Origin of the sequence: Chromohalobacter canadensis, from assembly GCF_029544075.1 — a bacterium.
In the GTDB taxonomy this organism is placed as follows: Bacteria; Pseudomonadota; Gammaproteobacteria; order Pseudomonadales; family Halomonadaceae; genus Chromohalobacter; species Chromohalobacter canadensis_A.
This window is the reverse complement of record NZ_JAJQJH010000013.1, coordinates 85,051-100,808: the sequence shown is the minus strand read 5'-3', so window position 1 is coordinate 100,808 and position 15,758 is coordinate 85,051. Positions and strand designations below refer to the sequence as shown.

13 protein-coding genes and 4 tRNA genes are annotated in these 15,758 nt (G+C 58.7%); all 17 read left to right on the top strand.

What is annotated here, in order from left to right:
* On the top strand, positions 1 to 205 hold a 205-nt coding region (locus LUN51_RS14445), incomplete at its 5' end, for a hypothetical protein (protein WP_277811775.1).
* Positions 192 to 1,172 (top strand): biotin--[acetyl-CoA-carboxylase] ligase, encoded by a 981-nt coding sequence (locus tag LUN51_RS14440; RefSeq protein ID WP_277811774.1) that lies wholly within the window; start codon positions 192 to 194, stop codon positions 1,170 to 1,172. The genes LUN51_RS14445 and LUN51_RS14440, both read left to right, overlap by 14 nt.
* Positions 1,169 to 2,008 carry a type III pantothenate kinase gene (locus tag LUN51_RS14435; protein ID WP_277811773.1) on the top strand — a complete coding sequence of 280 codons (840 nt, stop codon included), beginning with the start codon at positions 1,169 to 1,171 and terminating at the stop codon, positions 2,006 to 2,008. Before LUN51_RS14440 ends, LUN51_RS14435 begins: the two co-directional genes overlap by 4 nt.
* 105 nt (positions 2,009 to 2,113) lie before the next feature.
* Positions 2,114 to 2,197: transfer RNA gene (locus tag LUN51_RS14430), tRNA-Tyr, on the top strand.
* 50 nt (positions 2,198 to 2,247) lie between these two features.
* Positions 2,248 to 2,321, top strand: a tRNA-Gly gene (locus LUN51_RS14425).
* 6 nt (positions 2,322 to 2,327) lie between these two features.
* Positions 2,328 to 2,402 (top strand) — tRNA-Thr (locus LUN51_RS14420).
* A 125-nt stretch (positions 2,403 to 2,527) separates the two neighbouring features.
* Positions 2,528 to 2,603: transfer RNA gene (locus tag LUN51_RS14415), tRNA-Trp, on the top strand.
* 72 nt (positions 2,604 to 2,675) lie between these two features.
* The gene (gene secE, locus LUN51_RS14410; protein ID WP_277811772.1) at positions 2,676 to 3,044 is read left to right on the top strand and encodes a preprotein translocase subunit SecE; all 369 of its coding nucleotides are present in this window, start codon (positions 2,676 to 2,678) and stop codon (positions 3,042 to 3,044) included.
* Positions 3,045 to 3,052: 8 nt separating this feature from the next.
* The gene (gene nusG / locus LUN51_RS14405) at positions 3,053 to 3,586 is read left to right on the top strand and encodes a transcription termination/antitermination protein NusG (RefSeq protein WP_246900990.1); all 534 of its coding nucleotides are present in this window, start codon (positions 3,053 to 3,055) and stop codon (positions 3,584 to 3,586) included.
* A 103-nt stretch (positions 3,587 to 3,689) separates the two neighbouring features.
* Positions 3,690 to 4,121: a 50S ribosomal protein L11 gene (rplK, locus tag LUN51_RS14400; RefSeq protein ID WP_040239445.1), complete on the top strand. Its 432-nt coding sequence runs from the start codon at positions 3,690 to 3,692 to the stop codon at positions 4,119 to 4,121.
* Positions 4,122 to 4,123: 2 nt separating this feature from the next.
* Positions 4,124 to 4,816 carry a 50S ribosomal protein L1 gene (gene rplA / locus LUN51_RS14395; RefSeq protein WP_277811771.1) on the top strand — a complete coding sequence of 231 codons (693 nt, stop codon included), beginning with the start codon at positions 4,124 to 4,126 and terminating at the stop codon, positions 4,814 to 4,816.
* 263 nt (positions 4,817 to 5,079) lie between these two features.
* On the top strand, positions 5,080 to 5,583 hold the full coding sequence (gene rplJ / locus LUN51_RS14390; protein WP_040239440.1) for a 50S ribosomal protein L10: 504 nt from the start codon (positions 5,080 to 5,082) through the stop codon (positions 5,581 to 5,583).
* A gap of 83 nt (positions 5,584 to 5,666) precedes the next feature.
* Positions 5,667 to 6,038, top strand: coding sequence for a 50S ribosomal protein L7/L12 (gene rplL, locus LUN51_RS14385; RefSeq protein ID WP_040239438.1), 372 nt, complete (start codon positions 5,667 to 5,669; stop codon positions 6,036 to 6,038).
* A 227-nt stretch (positions 6,039 to 6,265) separates the two neighbouring features.
* On the top strand, positions 6,266 to 10,342 hold the full coding sequence (gene rpoB / locus LUN51_RS14380; RefSeq protein ID WP_277811770.1) for a DNA-directed RNA polymerase subunit beta: 4,077 nt from the start codon (positions 6,266 to 6,268) through the stop codon (positions 10,340 to 10,342).
* 79 nt (positions 10,343 to 10,421) lie between these two features.
* On the top strand, positions 10,422 to 14,639 hold the full coding sequence (gene rpoC / locus LUN51_RS14375; RefSeq protein ID WP_246894733.1) for a DNA-directed RNA polymerase subunit beta': 4,218 nt from the start codon (positions 10,422 to 10,424) through the stop codon (positions 14,637 to 14,639).
* Between the two features lie 148 nt (positions 14,640 to 14,787).
* Positions 14,788 to 15,162 (top strand): 30S ribosomal protein S12, encoded by a 375-nt coding sequence (gene rpsL / locus LUN51_RS14370; RefSeq protein ID WP_040239433.1) that lies wholly within the window; start codon positions 14,788 to 14,790, stop codon positions 15,160 to 15,162.
* Between the two features lie 110 nt (positions 15,163 to 15,272).
* Positions 15,273 to 15,743, top strand: coding sequence for a 30S ribosomal protein S7 (gene rpsG / locus LUN51_RS14365; RefSeq protein ID WP_246894734.1), 471 nt, complete (start codon positions 15,273 to 15,275; stop codon positions 15,741 to 15,743).
* The last annotated feature ends 15 nt before the right edge of the window (positions 15,744 to 15,758 follow it).

The window sequence follows — 15,758 nt, the reverse complement described above, 5'->3', positions numbered from 1 at the left end:
TCCCCATGCGAGAGTAGGTCATCGTCAGGCATTTCTTCTAAAACCCCAGCTTCGAAAGAGGCTGGGGTTTTTTTATGCTCGCTCGATGGGCTTGCACATCGCTAACGAATTGTTGCGCTTTGGTCGGGCACGCTCCCCTGTCGAACCGCATTTCGATAGAATGTCGTTTTTTCCCGACGGGGATGACCGGAATGACGATTGGTGATCTGATTCGTCTGCTGAGCGACGGTGAGTATCACTCCGGCGAGCAATTGGGCGAGCAGCTGGGCGTTTCACGCACGGCGGTCTGGAAGCAGCTCAAGAAGCTGGAGAAAATAGGGTTGCAGTTGGAAGCGGTGAAAGGCCAAGGGTATCGTTTGGCCGCACCGCTGGACCTGCTGTCCGGGCCGGCTATCATCGAGCGCTTGCCCGCGGAGCCACGTCATCATTTAACCCGCCTTTTCGTTGAAGATACGCTGCCTTCGACCAACACTTTTTTGCGCGAGCGCTTTCAGCAAGGTGCTGGGCATGCTGAGGTGTGCCTAGCGGAGAGTCAGGGAGCCGGGCGTGGACGGCGTGGCCGTCATTGGGTCTGCCCCTGGGGGGGTGGTCTGCTGTTCTCATTGGGATGGCGTTTCGATGAAGGCGCGTCGGCGTTGGAGGGCTTGAGCCTGGCCGTAGGTGTGGTGCTGGCCGAAGTGTTAGAGCGACTCTCCATGCCTGTGGCGCTTAAATGGCCCAATGACTTGTTGTTGCAACGGAATGGTGGCATGGCGAAGTTGGCCGGTATCCTTTTGGAGGTGAGCGGCGATGTCGCCGGTCCCTGCGAGGTCGTGATCGGCATTGGGCTTAATGTCGCTCTGCCCGGCGCCGCGAGAGATAGCGTGGACCAACCCGTTGCCGCCCTGAATGACGTGAGGCCCGATATCACGCGTAATGAACTGTCCGCATCGTTGGTGGAAGCCTTGCTGGGAATGTTGCCTCTTTTCGAGCAGCATGGCTTCGAGCCGTGGCGTGATGCCTGGAATTGTCGCAATGCCTACGCAGGGCTCGAGGTGGATGTCGTTCAGGGTGGGCACGCCTATACGGCTGTGGCCGAGAGTGTGGACGCCACTGGGAACCTGCAGGTCAATGTGAATGGCGAGGCCCGGCTGCTGGCCGGTGGTGAAATCAGCTTGCGCGCGCGCTCATGATTTTGGATCTCGATATCGGCAATACCTTGTCGAAGTGGCGCCTGAAGGATGTCGCAAGCAGTGAAATTCGTTCTCGCGGGGCCGTCTGGACACGGGAAGAGTGGCGGCCCGGTGCCGATATACCAGACCTCGATGTCGTAGAGGCTGTGCGTATCTCAAGCGTCGCTCGAGAATCCGTATTGCGCGATACCGTGGCATTACTGCGGCGCCAGGTTGGCGTGGTGCATGTGGCGCGCTCTATGCCCGAAGCGCTTGGTGTCAGTTGTGGCTATGATGAGCCCGGGCGTCTTGGTGTTGACCGTTGGATGGGGGTGCTTGCCGGCTATCAGCTGACGGGAGGCTGTTGCAGTGTCGATTGCGGCAGCGCGATCACTATGGATTTTGTGCTGCCCGGCGGTCGCCATCTGGGTGGATATATCATCCCTGGACTGCGCTTGATGAAAGAAAGCCTCAAGCTGGGGACGCGTAATGTGGCCATTGACCCTGACAGTGAAGCAGATGAGCTGCTGGCGCCAGGGCGCAACACGGTCGAGGCGGTCAATCATGGGATCTATATGTCGGCGGTGAGCGCTGTTAATCGTATTTATAGCGAAGTGTGTGATCGGGAGGGCGTTGCACTACCACTGCTTTTGACCGGGGGGGATGCTCGGGTGGTGTCACGCGGGCTGCGTATCCCGCATGCAGTCTGGCCGGATATGGTCTATGCCGGATTGGAAACATGCTACCCGCTAACGGCGGCGGAGCGCGCTGGGCGCTTGGCCGGGGCGCCGCTACCGCCCTCCGTTCCGCCCCTGGAAAAAATCCGGGCCGGCCTTGCATTCTCAATGCTGCTTTGACACAATGCTGCGCGTTTCGGGTCGACGGGCTCATGGAAAGAGAAAAGCATTGTAAATTAAGTGCTTGACACAAATCTCAAACTCCGTAGAATTCGTCGCCACGTTGGAGGGGTTCCCGAGTGGCCAAAGGGAGCAGACTGTAAATCTGCCGCGAAAGCTTCGAAGGTTCGAATCCTTCCCCCTCCACCAGATTTAATGCTTGACCGCTAGCTAGTAGAGCGCAAGCAACGAGTGGGCAAGCGGGCATAGTTCAATGGTAGAACCTCAGCCTTCCAAGCTGATGATGCGGGTTCGATCCCCGCTGCCCGCTCCAGGTTAGGCTCATGTAGCTCAGGGGTAGAGCACACCCTTGGTAAGGGTGAGGTCGACGGTTCAAATCCGTCCATGAGCTCCATTATTGGGCGAGGCTCGCTTCTCGTCTTGGTGCGATACAATTGGGTTGCCTTCCTGGTTGTAGTTAGCTAACATGACGCGCGCTGTGGCAAAAGCCTACCAGTAAAGCGTCAGGTTGCAGAGTATAGGCCAGTAGCTCAATTGGCAGAGCAGCGGTCTCCAAAACCGCAGGTTGGGGGTTCGATTCCCTCCTGGCCTGCCAGCCTTCCTCAGTGCTGGTTCTTCCTTTACTATTTCTTGTCACGCTTGCCGCGCCTTTAGGAGTTCCTTTTCCATGAAACAAAGCGCCGAGGTGCAAGGGTCGCGTTTCGATGCCGCCAGGTGGGTGGTCGCTATCGTTCTTGTCGCTATAGCGGTGGCAGGTAATGCTTATTTTGCTGACCAAGCGCTGCTGTATCGCGTTCTGGGCGTCGTCGTGCTTGGTGTAGCTGCGGCGGCGGTAGCCTTGACTACGACCAAGGGGCGTGCGCTGACTGAGTTGGCGCGCGGGTCGCGTAAGGAAATTCAACGCGTAGTGTGGCCGACGCGCCCCGAGACGATCCAGACTACTGCGATTGTCTTGGTGGCCGTGGTGTTGGTCGGCATTCTGTTATGGCTGATCGACACGCTTCTCGGCTGGGCCATGTCCGGCATCATAGGTTAGGAGTTTTCATGTCCAAGCGTTGGTACGTCGTCCACGCCTACTCCGGTTTCGAAAAGCATGTAATGCGTTCCCTCAACGAGCGCGTCAAGATGTATGGCATGGAAGACCAGTTTGGTGAAATTCTGGTGCCGACTGAAGAAGTCGTCGAGATGCGTGACGGTAAGCGTCGCAAGAGCGAGCGCAAGTTCTATCCTGGCTATGTGCTGGTTGAGATGGAAATGACCGACGCTACCTGGCACTTGGTGAATGAGACGCCGCGTGTCATGGGTTTCATCGGCGGTACGCCGGAAAAGCCGGCGCCAATTACGCAAAAAGAAGCCGATGGCATCTTGCGTCGTGTGCAGGACGGTACAGACAAGCCGCGTCCCAAGACACTCTTCGATCCGGGTGAAACCGTGCGTGTCGTTGATGGACCTTTTGCTGACTTCAACGGCGTGGTGGAAGAAGTCAACTACGAAAAGAGCCGCTTGCATGTAAGCGTGCTGATTTTCGGGCGCTCGACCCCTGTCGAGCTCGAGTTCGCTCAGGTCGAAAAAGACTAAATTCAAGACGCCGGCTCGGTATGAGCCGGTGCATGTCGTAGAGGCCTTAGGGCCTCGTTGAAACGGGGAGCCGCAAGGCGTTACCACCCAACTGGAGTCCAACATGGCGAAGAAAGTACAGGCCTATATCAAGCTGCAGGTCGCAGCGGGTAAGGCCAACCCGAGCCCCCCCGTGGGTCCCGCGCTTGGTCAGCACGGCGTCAATATCATGGAGTTTTGTAAGACGTTTAACGCCGAGACTCAGGATATCGAGCCGGGCCTCCCGACGCCGGTCGTGATTACGGTCTACTCGGATCGCAGCTTCACGTTCATTACCAAAACGCCGCCCGCAGCAGTGCTGTTGAAGAAAGCGGCGGGAATCAAGTCTGGCTCTGGCGTGCCGAACAAGACCAAGGTCGGTACCGTGACACGCGAGCAGCTGGAAGAGATTGCCAAGACCAAGGAGCCCGATTTGACGGCTTCCGACCTTGATGCGGCTGTCCGCACCATCGCAGGCAGTGCCCGTAGCATGGGCCTCAACGTGGAGGGTCTCTGATCATGGCCAAGCTTACCAAGCGCGCGCAGATGCTCAGTGAAAAGGTCGACAACTCCAAGGTGTATAACCTGGAAGAAGCTGTTGCCCTGTTGTCCGAAGTGTCCGCGGTCAAGTTCAAAGAGTCCGTCGAAGTATCGATCAATCTCGGCGTTGACCCGCGTAAATCCGACCAGGTCGTGCGTGGCGCTACTGTCATGCCTAACGGTACAGGCAAAACCGCACGTGTCGCTGTCTTCGCTCAAGGCGCTGCTGCCGATGCCGCGAAAGAGGCCGGCGCCGATGTCGTGGGGATGGACGAACTGGCGGCAGACGTCAAGAAAGGCAATATGGACTTCGATGTGGTGGTTGCCGCACCGGACGCCATGCGTGTCGTTGGGCAGCTGGGCCAGATCCTCGGTCCGCGTGGGCTGATGCCCAACCCCAAAGTTGGCACCGTAACGCCGGACGTCGCCACTGCCGTGAAGAACGCGAAAGCAGGCCAAGTGCGCTTCCGTACCGACAAGAACGGCATCATTCATGCCGCCATCGGTAAGGTGGATTTCGACGCCAGTGCTATCAAGGGCAACCTCGATGCATTGATCGGTGACCTCAAGCGTCTCAAGCCGAGTACGTCCAAGGGCATCTACTTCAAGAAAATTACCCTGTCCACTACCATGGGGCCAGGGTTGACCGTGGATCACACGCCGTTCGTGTGAGTCGCGGGAAAAGGCAGTAACTTTGCGGTCCCCGTACACAGCGTTTAAGCGTGGCGGCGGGGCACCGTCAAAGACCGCAGGTGCCATGCTTTCTTGAGAAGGCATGGCTTAATGGACCTGAAAAGTCGCCTGCGCAGATGGTGTGGCCGCCAGATTTCTGGTGAGCACCATCACCCCGGCCCCCTCTCGTGGTAAGCGAAGATGGGGGAGATGGTAACCACTGGAACGCCCTCAAAGGCGTCCGGTACGAAGGAGTGATCACTGTGCCATTAGCACTCGAAGGCAAGAAAGCGATCGTTGCCGAGGTCAGTGAAGCCGCACAAGATGCGCTCTCCGTCGTCGTTGCCGATTCTCGCGGTGTGGCGGTAAGCGCCATGACCGAACTGCGCAAGCAGGCCCGCGAGAATGGTGTGCAAGTTCGTGTTGTGCGCAACACCTTAGCACGCCGCGCCCTCGAAGGTACTCCTTGGGAGTGCCTCAACGAGACGTTCTCGGGTCCGACCATGTTGGCCTTCTCCTATGAGCATCCGGGCGCTGCCGCTCGTTTGTTCAAGGAATTCGCCAAGAATGAGAAAGATTTCGAGATCAAGGCGCTGGCATACGAAGGCGAGTTCATCCCGGCTTCCGGTCTTGACCGCCTGGCGACGCTGCCGACACGTGATGAAGCCATCGCCAAGCTGTTGTCCGTCATGAAGGAAGCATCGGCTGGCAAGTTGGCTCGTACACTCGCTGCGTTGCGTGACCAGAAGCAGGAAGAAGCGGCCTAAGGGCAGGCTGAACCGCACTGGCACGAATCCTGTATCAATGAGCCTTCATGACATGAGGCTCCCGCAAAGTTAGGAATTTGATAATGGCACTGACTCAAGAAGATATCATCAACGCCGTCGCCGAAATGTCCGTCATGGAAGTGGCTGAGTTGGTTTCCGCGATGGAAGAAAAGTTCGGTGTTTCTGCGGCCGCCGCTGTTGTGGCTGGCCCGGGTGGTGGCGAAGCTGAAGAAGCCGAAGAACAGACCGAGTTCGACCTGGTGCTGACCAGCGCTGGTGAGAAGAAGGTCAACGTCATCAAGGTGGTTCGTGAAATCACTGGTCTGGGCCTCAAGGAAGCCAAGGCAGCCGTCGACGGCGCCCCGGCAACCCTCAAAGAAGGCATGTCCAAGGAAGATGGCGACGAAGCCAAGACCAAGTTGGAAGAAGCTGGCGCATCCGTGGAACTCAAGTAACTCCGGTGACCATGGCTTTACGCGCTGCGTAAGCTTCATGGCTGGCGGCGGGCTTTCCCGCTGCCGGCCTTTTTCTGTTGCTGCTAGCCAGAATGTCACGTGTCTGACTAGACGAATTCCGACGGCGAGCTCTCGTAAGGGCTTGCCGTCAGCGCCTGATGGGAAATCCCTTCAGGCGGCGCCGACCACGCACCGGTCACCCAAGGTGAACAAGCTGGGGAATACAGATGGCTTACTCATACACTGAGAAAAAACGCATCCGCAAGGATTTCGGCAAACTGCCACAAGTGATGGATGTGCCTTACCTGCTGGCCATTCAGCTTGATTCCTACTACGACTTCCTCCAGCAGGACCGGGCGATCGAAGAACGCCTCGACGTCGGCTTGCATGCTGCTTTCAAGTCCGTGTTCCCTATCGAGAGCTTTTCCGGCAATGCCGCTCTCGAGTATGTCAGCTACCGCTTTGGCACGTCGGCTTTCGACGTCAAGGAATGCCAACTGCGTGGTGTGACCTATTCGGCGCCGCTGCGGGTCAAGGTGCGCTTGATCATCTACGATAAGGACTCGTCCAACAAGGCGATCAAGGACATTAAAGAGCAGGAAGTCTACATGGGGGAGATCCCCCTGATGACGGAAAACGGTACCTTCGTTGTCAATGGTACCGAACGTGTCATTGTCTCCCAGCTCCATCGCTCGCCGGGTGTGTTCTTCGACCACGACAAGGGCAAGAGTCACACGTCCGGCAAGCTGCTGTACTCCGCGCGCATCATCCCGTATCGCGGTTCATGGCTGGATTTCGAGTTCGATCCCAAGGACAACGTCTACGTCCGTATCGACCGTCGCCGCAAGCTGCCGGCCACGGTATTGCTGCGTGCGCTGGGCATGAGTGCCGAGGAGATCCTCGAGACGTTCTTCGACACCAGCACCTTCCATGTCGAGAAGAAAGGGTTCAGCGTCGAGCTGGTACCGTCACGTCTGCGTGGCGAGACGGCGACTTTCGATATCCAGGACGGCGAGGGTAATCTCATCGTCGAGGAAGGTCGTCGCATCACCCAGAAGCACATTCGCCAGATGGAGAAAGCCGGCCTCGAGCGCCTCGATGTGCCGATGGAATATCTGTTCGGCAAGACGCTAGCCAAGGATCAGGTCGATCCGAATACCGGCGAGCTGGTGTGCGAATGCAATACGGAAATCACCCCCGAGCTGCTTGAAACGCTCGGTCAAGCGGGCATCACCACGCTCGAGACGTTGTACACCAACGATCTCGATGCGGGCTCGTTCGTCTCCGATACGTTGAAGATCGACACCACGCGCTCTCAGCTAGAGGCGCTGGTCGAGATTTATCGCATGATGCGTCCCGGGGAGCCGCCGACCAAGGAAGCGGCTGAGACGTTGTTCCACAACTTGTTCTTCACCGAGGATCGCTACGACCTGTCGGGCGTCGGTCGCATGAAGTTCAACCGCCGTCTGCGTCGCGAAGGGGATACCGGCTCCGGGATTCTCGACAATCAGGACATCCTTGATGTTCTCCGCGAGCTGATCAATATCCGTAACGGCTTTGGTGACGTCGATGATATCGACCACCTAGGCAACCGTCGCATTAGGTGTGTCGGTGAGATGGCGGAGAATCAGTTCCGCGTCGGTTTGGTACGCGTCGAGCGTGCGGTCAAGGAACGTCTCTCCATGGCGGAGAGCGAAGGCTTGATGCCGCAAGACCTGATCAATGCCAAGCCGGTGGCGGCTGCAGTGAAAGAGTTCTTCGGCTCCTCGCAGCTGTCCCAGTTCATGGACCAGAACAACCCGCTCTCCGAGGTCACGCACAAGCGTCGTGTGTCCGCGCTTGGGCCAGGTGGCCTGACCCGTGAGCGTGCCGGCTTCGAAGTGCGCGACGTTCACGCCACGCACTACGGGCGCCTGTGCCCGATCGAAACGCCGGAAGGCCCCAACATCGGCCTGATCAACTCGCTGGCGACCTACAGTCACACCAACAGCTACGGCTTCCTGGAAACGCCGTATCGCAAGGTAAGTGATCGTCAGGTTACCGACGAGGTCGTGCATCTGTCGGCCATCGAGGAAGGTGACTTCATCATTGCCCAGGCGTCTGCGACGGTGGATGAGGACGGCAAGCTGGTAGACGACCTGGTTCAGGTACGCCACAGAGGCGAGACCACTTTCATGGCACCGGACAAGGTCACGTTGATGGACGTGTCACCTCGTCAGGTGGTGTCCGTGGCCGCGGCGTTGATTCCGTTCCTCGAGCACGATGACGCCAACCGTGCCTTGATGGGCTCGAACATGCAGCGTCAGGCCGTTCCGACCCTGCGCGCCGAGAAGCCACTGGTCGGTACGGGCATGGAGCGTTTCGTTGCTCGTGACTCTGGCGTCTGCGCGGTCGCACGGCGCGGCGGAGTGATCGACTCTGTGGATGCCAAGCGCATCGTGGTACGCATCAACGAAGATGAGATCATCGGCGGTGAAGCGGGCGTCGATATCTACAATCTCACCAAGTATCTGCGTTCCAACCAGAATACCTGCATGAACCAGCGCCCGATCGTGCGCCCGGGTGACACCGTGGCAAGCGGCGATATCCTGGCCGATGGACCTTCCGTCGACATGGGTGATCTGGCACTGGGCCAGAACATGCGCATGGCGTTCATGCCGTGGAACGGCTACAACTTCGAGGATTCCATCCTTATCTCGGAGCGCGTGGTCGAGGAAGACCGTTTCACCAGCATCCACATTCAGGAGCTTACCTGCGTATCTCGCGACACCAAGCTGGGTGCTGAGGAAATCTCCTCGGACATTCCCAACGTCGGTGAAGCGGCACTTGGCAAGCTCGACGAAGCAGGTATTGTCTACATCGGTGCCGAAGTCGGCCCTGGCGATATTCTGGTCGGCAAGGTAACGCCCAAGGGCGAAACCCAACTGACGCCGGAAGAGAAGCTGCTACGCGCGATCTTCGGCGAAAAGGCGTCCGACGTGAAGGACACCTCGCTGCGTGCGCCGACGGGTATGAAGGGCACGATCATCGACGTGCAGGTCTTCACTCGCGATGGTGTCGAGAAGGACTCGCGCGCTCTGTCCATCGAGCAAAGCCAGCTCGATGAGGTGCGCAAGGATCTTCAGGAAACCTATCGCATCGCCGAAGAGGCCACCTTCGAGCGCCTCAAGCGCACGTTGCTTGGCCAGCCGGTCAATGGCGGTCCCAAGCTCAAGAAGGGCGACATCCTCGATGAAGCCTACCTCGACGAGTTGCCGCGCAGCCAGTGGTTCAAGCTGCGCATGCAGGACGAGTCGCTCAACGAGCTCTTGGCCCAGGCCGATGAGCAGCTGGAAAAACGTCGCAAGGAGATGGACGAGCGTTTCGAAGACAAGAAACGTAAGTTGACTCAGGGCGATGATCTGGCGCCAGGCGTGCTCAAGATCGTCAAGGTCTACCTGGCCGTGAAGCGTCGCATCCAGTCGGGTGACAAGATGGCTGGCCGCCACGGTAACAAGGGTGTCATTTCGTCTATCATGCCCGTCGAGGACATGCCGTTCGACGACAATGGCGAACCGGTCGATGTGGTGCTCAACCCGCTGGGTGTGCCCTCGCGCATGAATGTCGGGCAGATTCTCGAGACCCACCTGGGCATGGCCGCCTGGGGGCTCGGGGTGAGGATCGACGAGATGTTGCGCGAGGCGCGTCAGCAGCAGGTGGCGGAGATTCGCGACTTCTTGGGGCAGGTGTACAACACCGCCGAGACGCGCCAGGAAGATATCGACTCGCTCAGCGATGAAGAGATCATCACCCTGGCGCAGAATCTGCGCAATGGCGTACCGGTGGCAACGCCGGTCTTCGATGGTGCCAAGGAGCACGAGATCAAGCATCTCCTGAGCTTGGCCAACCTGCCGGATTCCGGTCAGATGACGCTCTATGATGGGCGTACGGGCGAAACCTTCGATCGCTCCGTGACGGTGGGCTACATGTACATGCTCAAGCTCAACCATCTGGTCGACGACAAGATGCACGCCCGTTCCACCGGCTCGTACTCGCTGGTGACCCAGCAACCGCTGGGTGGCAAGGCGCAGTTCGGCGGGCAACGCTTCGGTGAGATGGAGGTCTGGGCACTGGAAGCCTATGGCGCTGCCTATACCTTGCAGGAAATGCTGACCGTCAAGTCCGACGACGTGGAAGGCCGCACCAAGATGTACAAGAACATCGTCGACGGCGACCACTCGATGCAGGCAGGCATGCCGGAATCCTTCAACGTATTGGTGAAGGAAATCCGCTCGCTGGGTATTGATATCGAGCTGGAAGGCTGAGCGTTTCACGCTGACGAATGACGGTCCGCGGGGCCTTTAGAGGCCCCGCTCATGACAACTCCGCTACGGAGCCGACCCCATGAAAGATTTGGTGAAAGTCCTCAAATCGCAGGCACAGTCCGAAGAATTCGATGCGATCAAGATTACGCTCGCGTCGCCGGACTTGATCCGCTCCTGGTCCTACGGCGAGGTCAAAAAGCCTGAGACCATCAACTACCGTACGTTCAAGCCCGAGCGTGATGGCCTGTTCTGCGCCAAGATCTTCGGTCCGGTGAAGGATTACGAGTGCTTGTGCGGTAAGTACAAGCGCATGAAGCATCGTGGCATCATTTGCGAAAAGTGCGGTGTCGAGGTCACTAAGGCCGCAGTGCGCCGTGAGCGTATGGGGCATATCGAGCTGGCTGCGCCGGTGGCGCATATCTGGTTCCTCAAGTCGCTGCCGTCGCGCATCGGCTTGTTCCTGGACATGACCCTGCGCGATATCGAGCGTGTGCTCTATTTCGAGAGCTTCATGGTCATCGATCCAGGCATGACCACGCTTGAGCGCGGCCAGTTGCTCAACGATGAGCAGTACTTCGAGGCGCTGGAAGAATTCGGCGACGACTTCGATGCCCGTATGGGCGCCGAAGCCGTACAGGCGTTGCTCAACGATGTTGATCTCGAAGAAGAGATCGAACGCCTGCGCGAAGAAGTTCCGCAGACCAACTCCGAAACCAAGATCAAAAAGCTCTCCAAGCGCTTGAAGCTATTGGAAGCCTTCTACAAGTCCGGCAACGACCCGGCGTGGATGATCATGGAAGTGCTGCCGGTACTTCCGCCGGATCTGCGTCCGTTGGTCCCGCTGGATGGCGGCCGTTTCGCGACCTCGGATCTCAACGATCTGTATCGTCGTGTGATCAACCGCAACAACCGCCTGAAGCGCCTGCTCGACCTCAACGCGCCGGATATCATCGTGCGCAACGAGAAGCGCATGCTGCAGGAATCGGTCGATGCGCTGCTCGACAACGGCCGTCGTGGTCGTGCCATCACCGGTTCCAACAAGCGTCCGTTGAAGTCGCTGGCCGACATGATCAAGGGCAAGCAGGGGCGTTTCCGCCAGAACCTGCTGGGCAAACGTGTCGACTATTCCGGCCGCTCGGTGATCACCGTGGGTCCGACGTTGCGTCTGCATCAATGTGGTTTGCCCAAGAAGATGGCGCTTGAGCTGTTCAAGCCGTTCATCTACTCCAAGCTACAGGCGAGCGGCCAAGCGTCTACCATCAAGGCCGCCAAGAAGATGGTCGAGCGCGAGTTGCCGGAAGTGTGGGACATCCTCGCCGATGTCATCCGCGAGCACCCTGTAATGCTCAACCGTGCACCGACACTGCACCGCTTGGGTATCCAGGCCTTCGAACCGTTGTTGATCGAAGGCAAGGCTATTCAACTACATCCGTTGGTGTGCGCGGCATATAACGCCGACTTCGACGGCGACCAAATGGCCGTACACGTCCCGCTGACGCTGGAAGCGCAGCTCGAGGCGCGGACGCTGATGATGGCTACGAACAATGTGCTGTCGCCGGCCAACGGCGAGCCCATCATCGTGCCGTCTCAGGACGTCGTGCTGGGTCTGTATTACATGACCCGCGAGAAGGTCAATGCCAAAGGCGAAGGCATGGTTTTCTCCAACCTCGACGAAGTCGAGCGTGCGTTCGGGACCGAGAGCGTGTCGATGCATGCGCGTGTCAAGGTGCGTCTCACCGAATACGATCGGGACGACGAAAGCGGTGAACTGAACGGCAAGACCTCGCTGCGCGATACGACTGTGGGGCGTGCCTTGCTGTTCCGCATCTTGCCCAAGGGGATGCCCTACGAGCTGGTCGATCAGCCGATGAAGAAGAAGGCGATTTCCGGCTTGATCAACGCCGTCTATCGTCGTGCGGGCCTCAAGGATACGGTCATCTTCGCTGACCAGTTGATGTACACCGGCTTCCGTCTGGCGACTTGGTCGGGCGCATCGATCGGCGTCAACGACTTCGTCATCCCCGACTCGAAGAAAGAAATCGTCGACGGGGCCGAGGAAGAGGTCAAGGAAATCGAGGATCAGTTCTCCTCCGGTCTAGTGACTGCGGGCGAGAAGTACAACAAGGTCATCGATATCTGGTCCAAGGCCAACGATAAGGTCGCCAAGGCGATGATGGCGGGGATCTCGAAGGAAACCGTCACCGACCGTCATGGCGAGCAGGTCGAGCAGGATTCGTTCAATAGCGTTTTCATTATGGCCGACTCTGGGGCGCGTGGTAGTGCCGCACAGATCCGCCAATTGGCGGGCATGCGCGGGCTGATGGCCAAGCCGGATGGCTCGATCATCGAGACGCCGATTACCGCTAACTTCCGTGAAGGCTTGAACGTCCTGCAGTACTTCATCTCGACGCACGGCGCCCGTAAGGGTCTGGCGGATACGGCACTCAAGACGGCCAACTCCGGTTACCTGACGCGTCGTTTGGTGGACGTGTCTCAAGACCTGGTGGTAACCGAAGAGGATTGCGGCACGTATGAGGGGCTGACGCTGCATCCGGTGATCGAGGGCGGTGACGTCATCGTATCGCTGGCACAACGCGTGCTGGGCCGCGTCGTGGCGCAGGATGTTGTCGATCCCGCCACTGATGATGTTTTGATCCCGCGCGGTACTTTGCTGGATGAAGCTTGGTGCGCCGAGCTCGATACCATGGGCGTGGACGAGATTATCGTGCGCAGCGCGATCACCTGCGAAACGCGACATGGTGTGTGCGCATCGTGCTACGGCCGTGACTTGGCGCGTGGCCATCAGGTCAACATCGGCGAGGCCGTTGGCGTTATCGCGGCGCAGTCGATCGGTGAGCCGGGTACCCAGCTTACCATGCGTACCTTCCACATCGGGGGGGCTGCATCGCGTGCCTCGGCGGTCGATAGCGTTCAGGTCAAGCACGGTGGTACGGTGCGCCTGCACAACATCAAGCATGTCGAGCGCAATGACGGCAAGCTCATCGTCGTTTCTCGCTCGAGTGCCTTGGCCGTCGCCGACGAGCATGGTCGCGAGCGCGAGTACTACAAGCTGCCGTATGGCGCCGAGCTGTCGGTCCGTGACGGTGACATGGTCGAAGGCGGGACGCCAGTCGCCAAGTGGGATCCGCACACTCATCCGGTCGTAGCCGAGGTCGAGGGCAGGGCCCAATTCAGCGACATGGAAGAAGGCATTACTATCCACCGCAGCGTGGACGAGATGACCGGTCTTTCTAACATCGAGGTGATCGAGACCGCCGCGCGCCCAACCTCTGGCCGTGAAAAGCGCCCGATGATCATGTTGCTCGATGAGAATGGTGAGCATGTCACGCTGCCGGGCTCCAATACCCCTGTGCAGTACATGCTGCCCGGCAAGGCCATTATCGCAGGCGAAAACGGCGACCAGGTCGGGGTCGGTGAGGTTATCGCGCGTATCCCGGTTGAAGCATCCGGCAACAAGGACATCACCGGGGGTCTGCCGCGTGTCGCCGACTTGTTCGAGGCGCGCAAGCCCAAGGAGCCAGCGATCCTGGCCGAGGTTACCGGGACTATCAGCTTCGGCAAGGAAACCAAGGGCAAACGCCGCCTGACGGTCACGCCTGAAGAAGGTGAGCCGGTCGAGATGCTGATTCCCAAATGGCGTCAGATCGGGGTATTCGAAGGCGAGACGGTGGAGAAAGGTGAGGTCATCTCTGATGGCCCCAGCAATCCTCACGATATCCTGCGCTTGCTCGGGATCGCGGAGTTGGCCAAGTACATCACGGTCGAGATCCAAGACGTTTATCGTCTGCAGGGTGTGGTCATCGATGACAAGCACATCGAGGTGATCGTGCGCCAGATGCTGCGCAAGGTAGAAATCACCGATGCCGGGGATTCTTCCTTCATTACCGGCGATCAGGCGGAATACGTCCGCGTCCTCGAGGAAAACGCACGCTTGGCCCAGGAAGATAAATTCCCGGCCAAAAGCGAGCGTTTGCTGCTGGGTATCACCAAGGCGAGCCTGGCAACAGAGTCGTTCATCTCGGCCGCATCGTTCCAAGAAACCACTCGCGTATTGACTGAGGCGGCGGTGTCCGGCAAGCGCGACTACCTGCGCGGTCTCAAGGAAAACGTTGTGGTGGGTCGCTTGGTGCCGGCCGGGACTGGATTGGCGCACCACGCCGAGCGGCGTCGCAAGCGTGAGGATGATGGGCACACGGTCAATCCTTCGGCCTCCGATGTCGAGCAGGAATTGGGTGCGCAGCTCACGGCGTTGGACGCCGACGACGAAGACCTCTAGGCGTATGCCGTCAAGTCCGGGGCCTACGTGGTGGCGGACTTGACGTGGCTCGTCGCCAGACATTAGAATGCGCAGCCTTTAACAGTGGGGTGGGTACGTCCTGCCCCAATGTTGAAAGGTTTGGCAACCATTGGAGTCAGCTACAGATATGGCAACGATCAATCAGCTCGTGCGCAAGCCGCGCAAGCGCCCGGCCGCCAAGAGCGACGTGCCGGCGCTGCAGTCTTGCCCGCAAAAGCGCGGGGTTTGCACCCGTGTCTACACCACTACCCCGAAAAAGCCGAACTCGGCGCTACGTAAGGTTTGCCGTGTGCGCCTGACGAATGGCTACGAAGTCGCTTCCTATATCGGCGGTGAAGGTCACAACCTGCAGGAACACTCCGTGGTCCTGATTCGCGGCGGTCGTGTAAAAGACTTGCCGGGTGTGCGTTATCACACCGTTCGCGGCGCGCTGGATACTTCTGGTGTTCAAAATCGCCGTCAGGGCCGTTCCAAGTACGGTACCAAACGTCCTAAGTCTTGATCGCAAAGCGATCTAGACTTCAACTGTTGTCGGTCAGATAAGAGTAAGGTCGAGCGCGCGATGCGTTGTCTCGAGTTTACCTGAAGGACCCTTCGAAACGAGGGCTTATCATGCCTAGAAGAAAAGTTGTCGCCAAACGCGAAATCCTCCCGGATCCGAAATTCGGAAGTGAGCGTCTGGCCAAGTTCATGAATCACCTGATGATCAACGGCAAGAAATCTGTAGCTGAGCGTATCGTCTACGGTGCGCTGGACAGGGTTGCCGAACGTAGCAAGGATGAGCCGTTGGAAATCTTCGACAAGGCGCTGGAAACGATCCAGCCGATGGTCGAGGTTAAGTCTCGCCGCGTTGGCGGTGCGACCTATCAGGTGCCCGTGGAAGTCCGTCCTTCTCGCCGTCAGGCCCTGGCCATGCGTTGGCTGGTGGATGCGGCGCGCAGTCGTGGTGAGAAGACCATGGTGCAGCGCCTCGCTGGCGAAATGCTGGACGCCGCCGAAGGCAAGGGTGCTGCTGTGAAGAAGCGTGAAGACGTGCATCGCATGGCAGATGCCAACAAGGCCTTCTCTCACTACCGCTTCTAACCAACGGGGTATTCC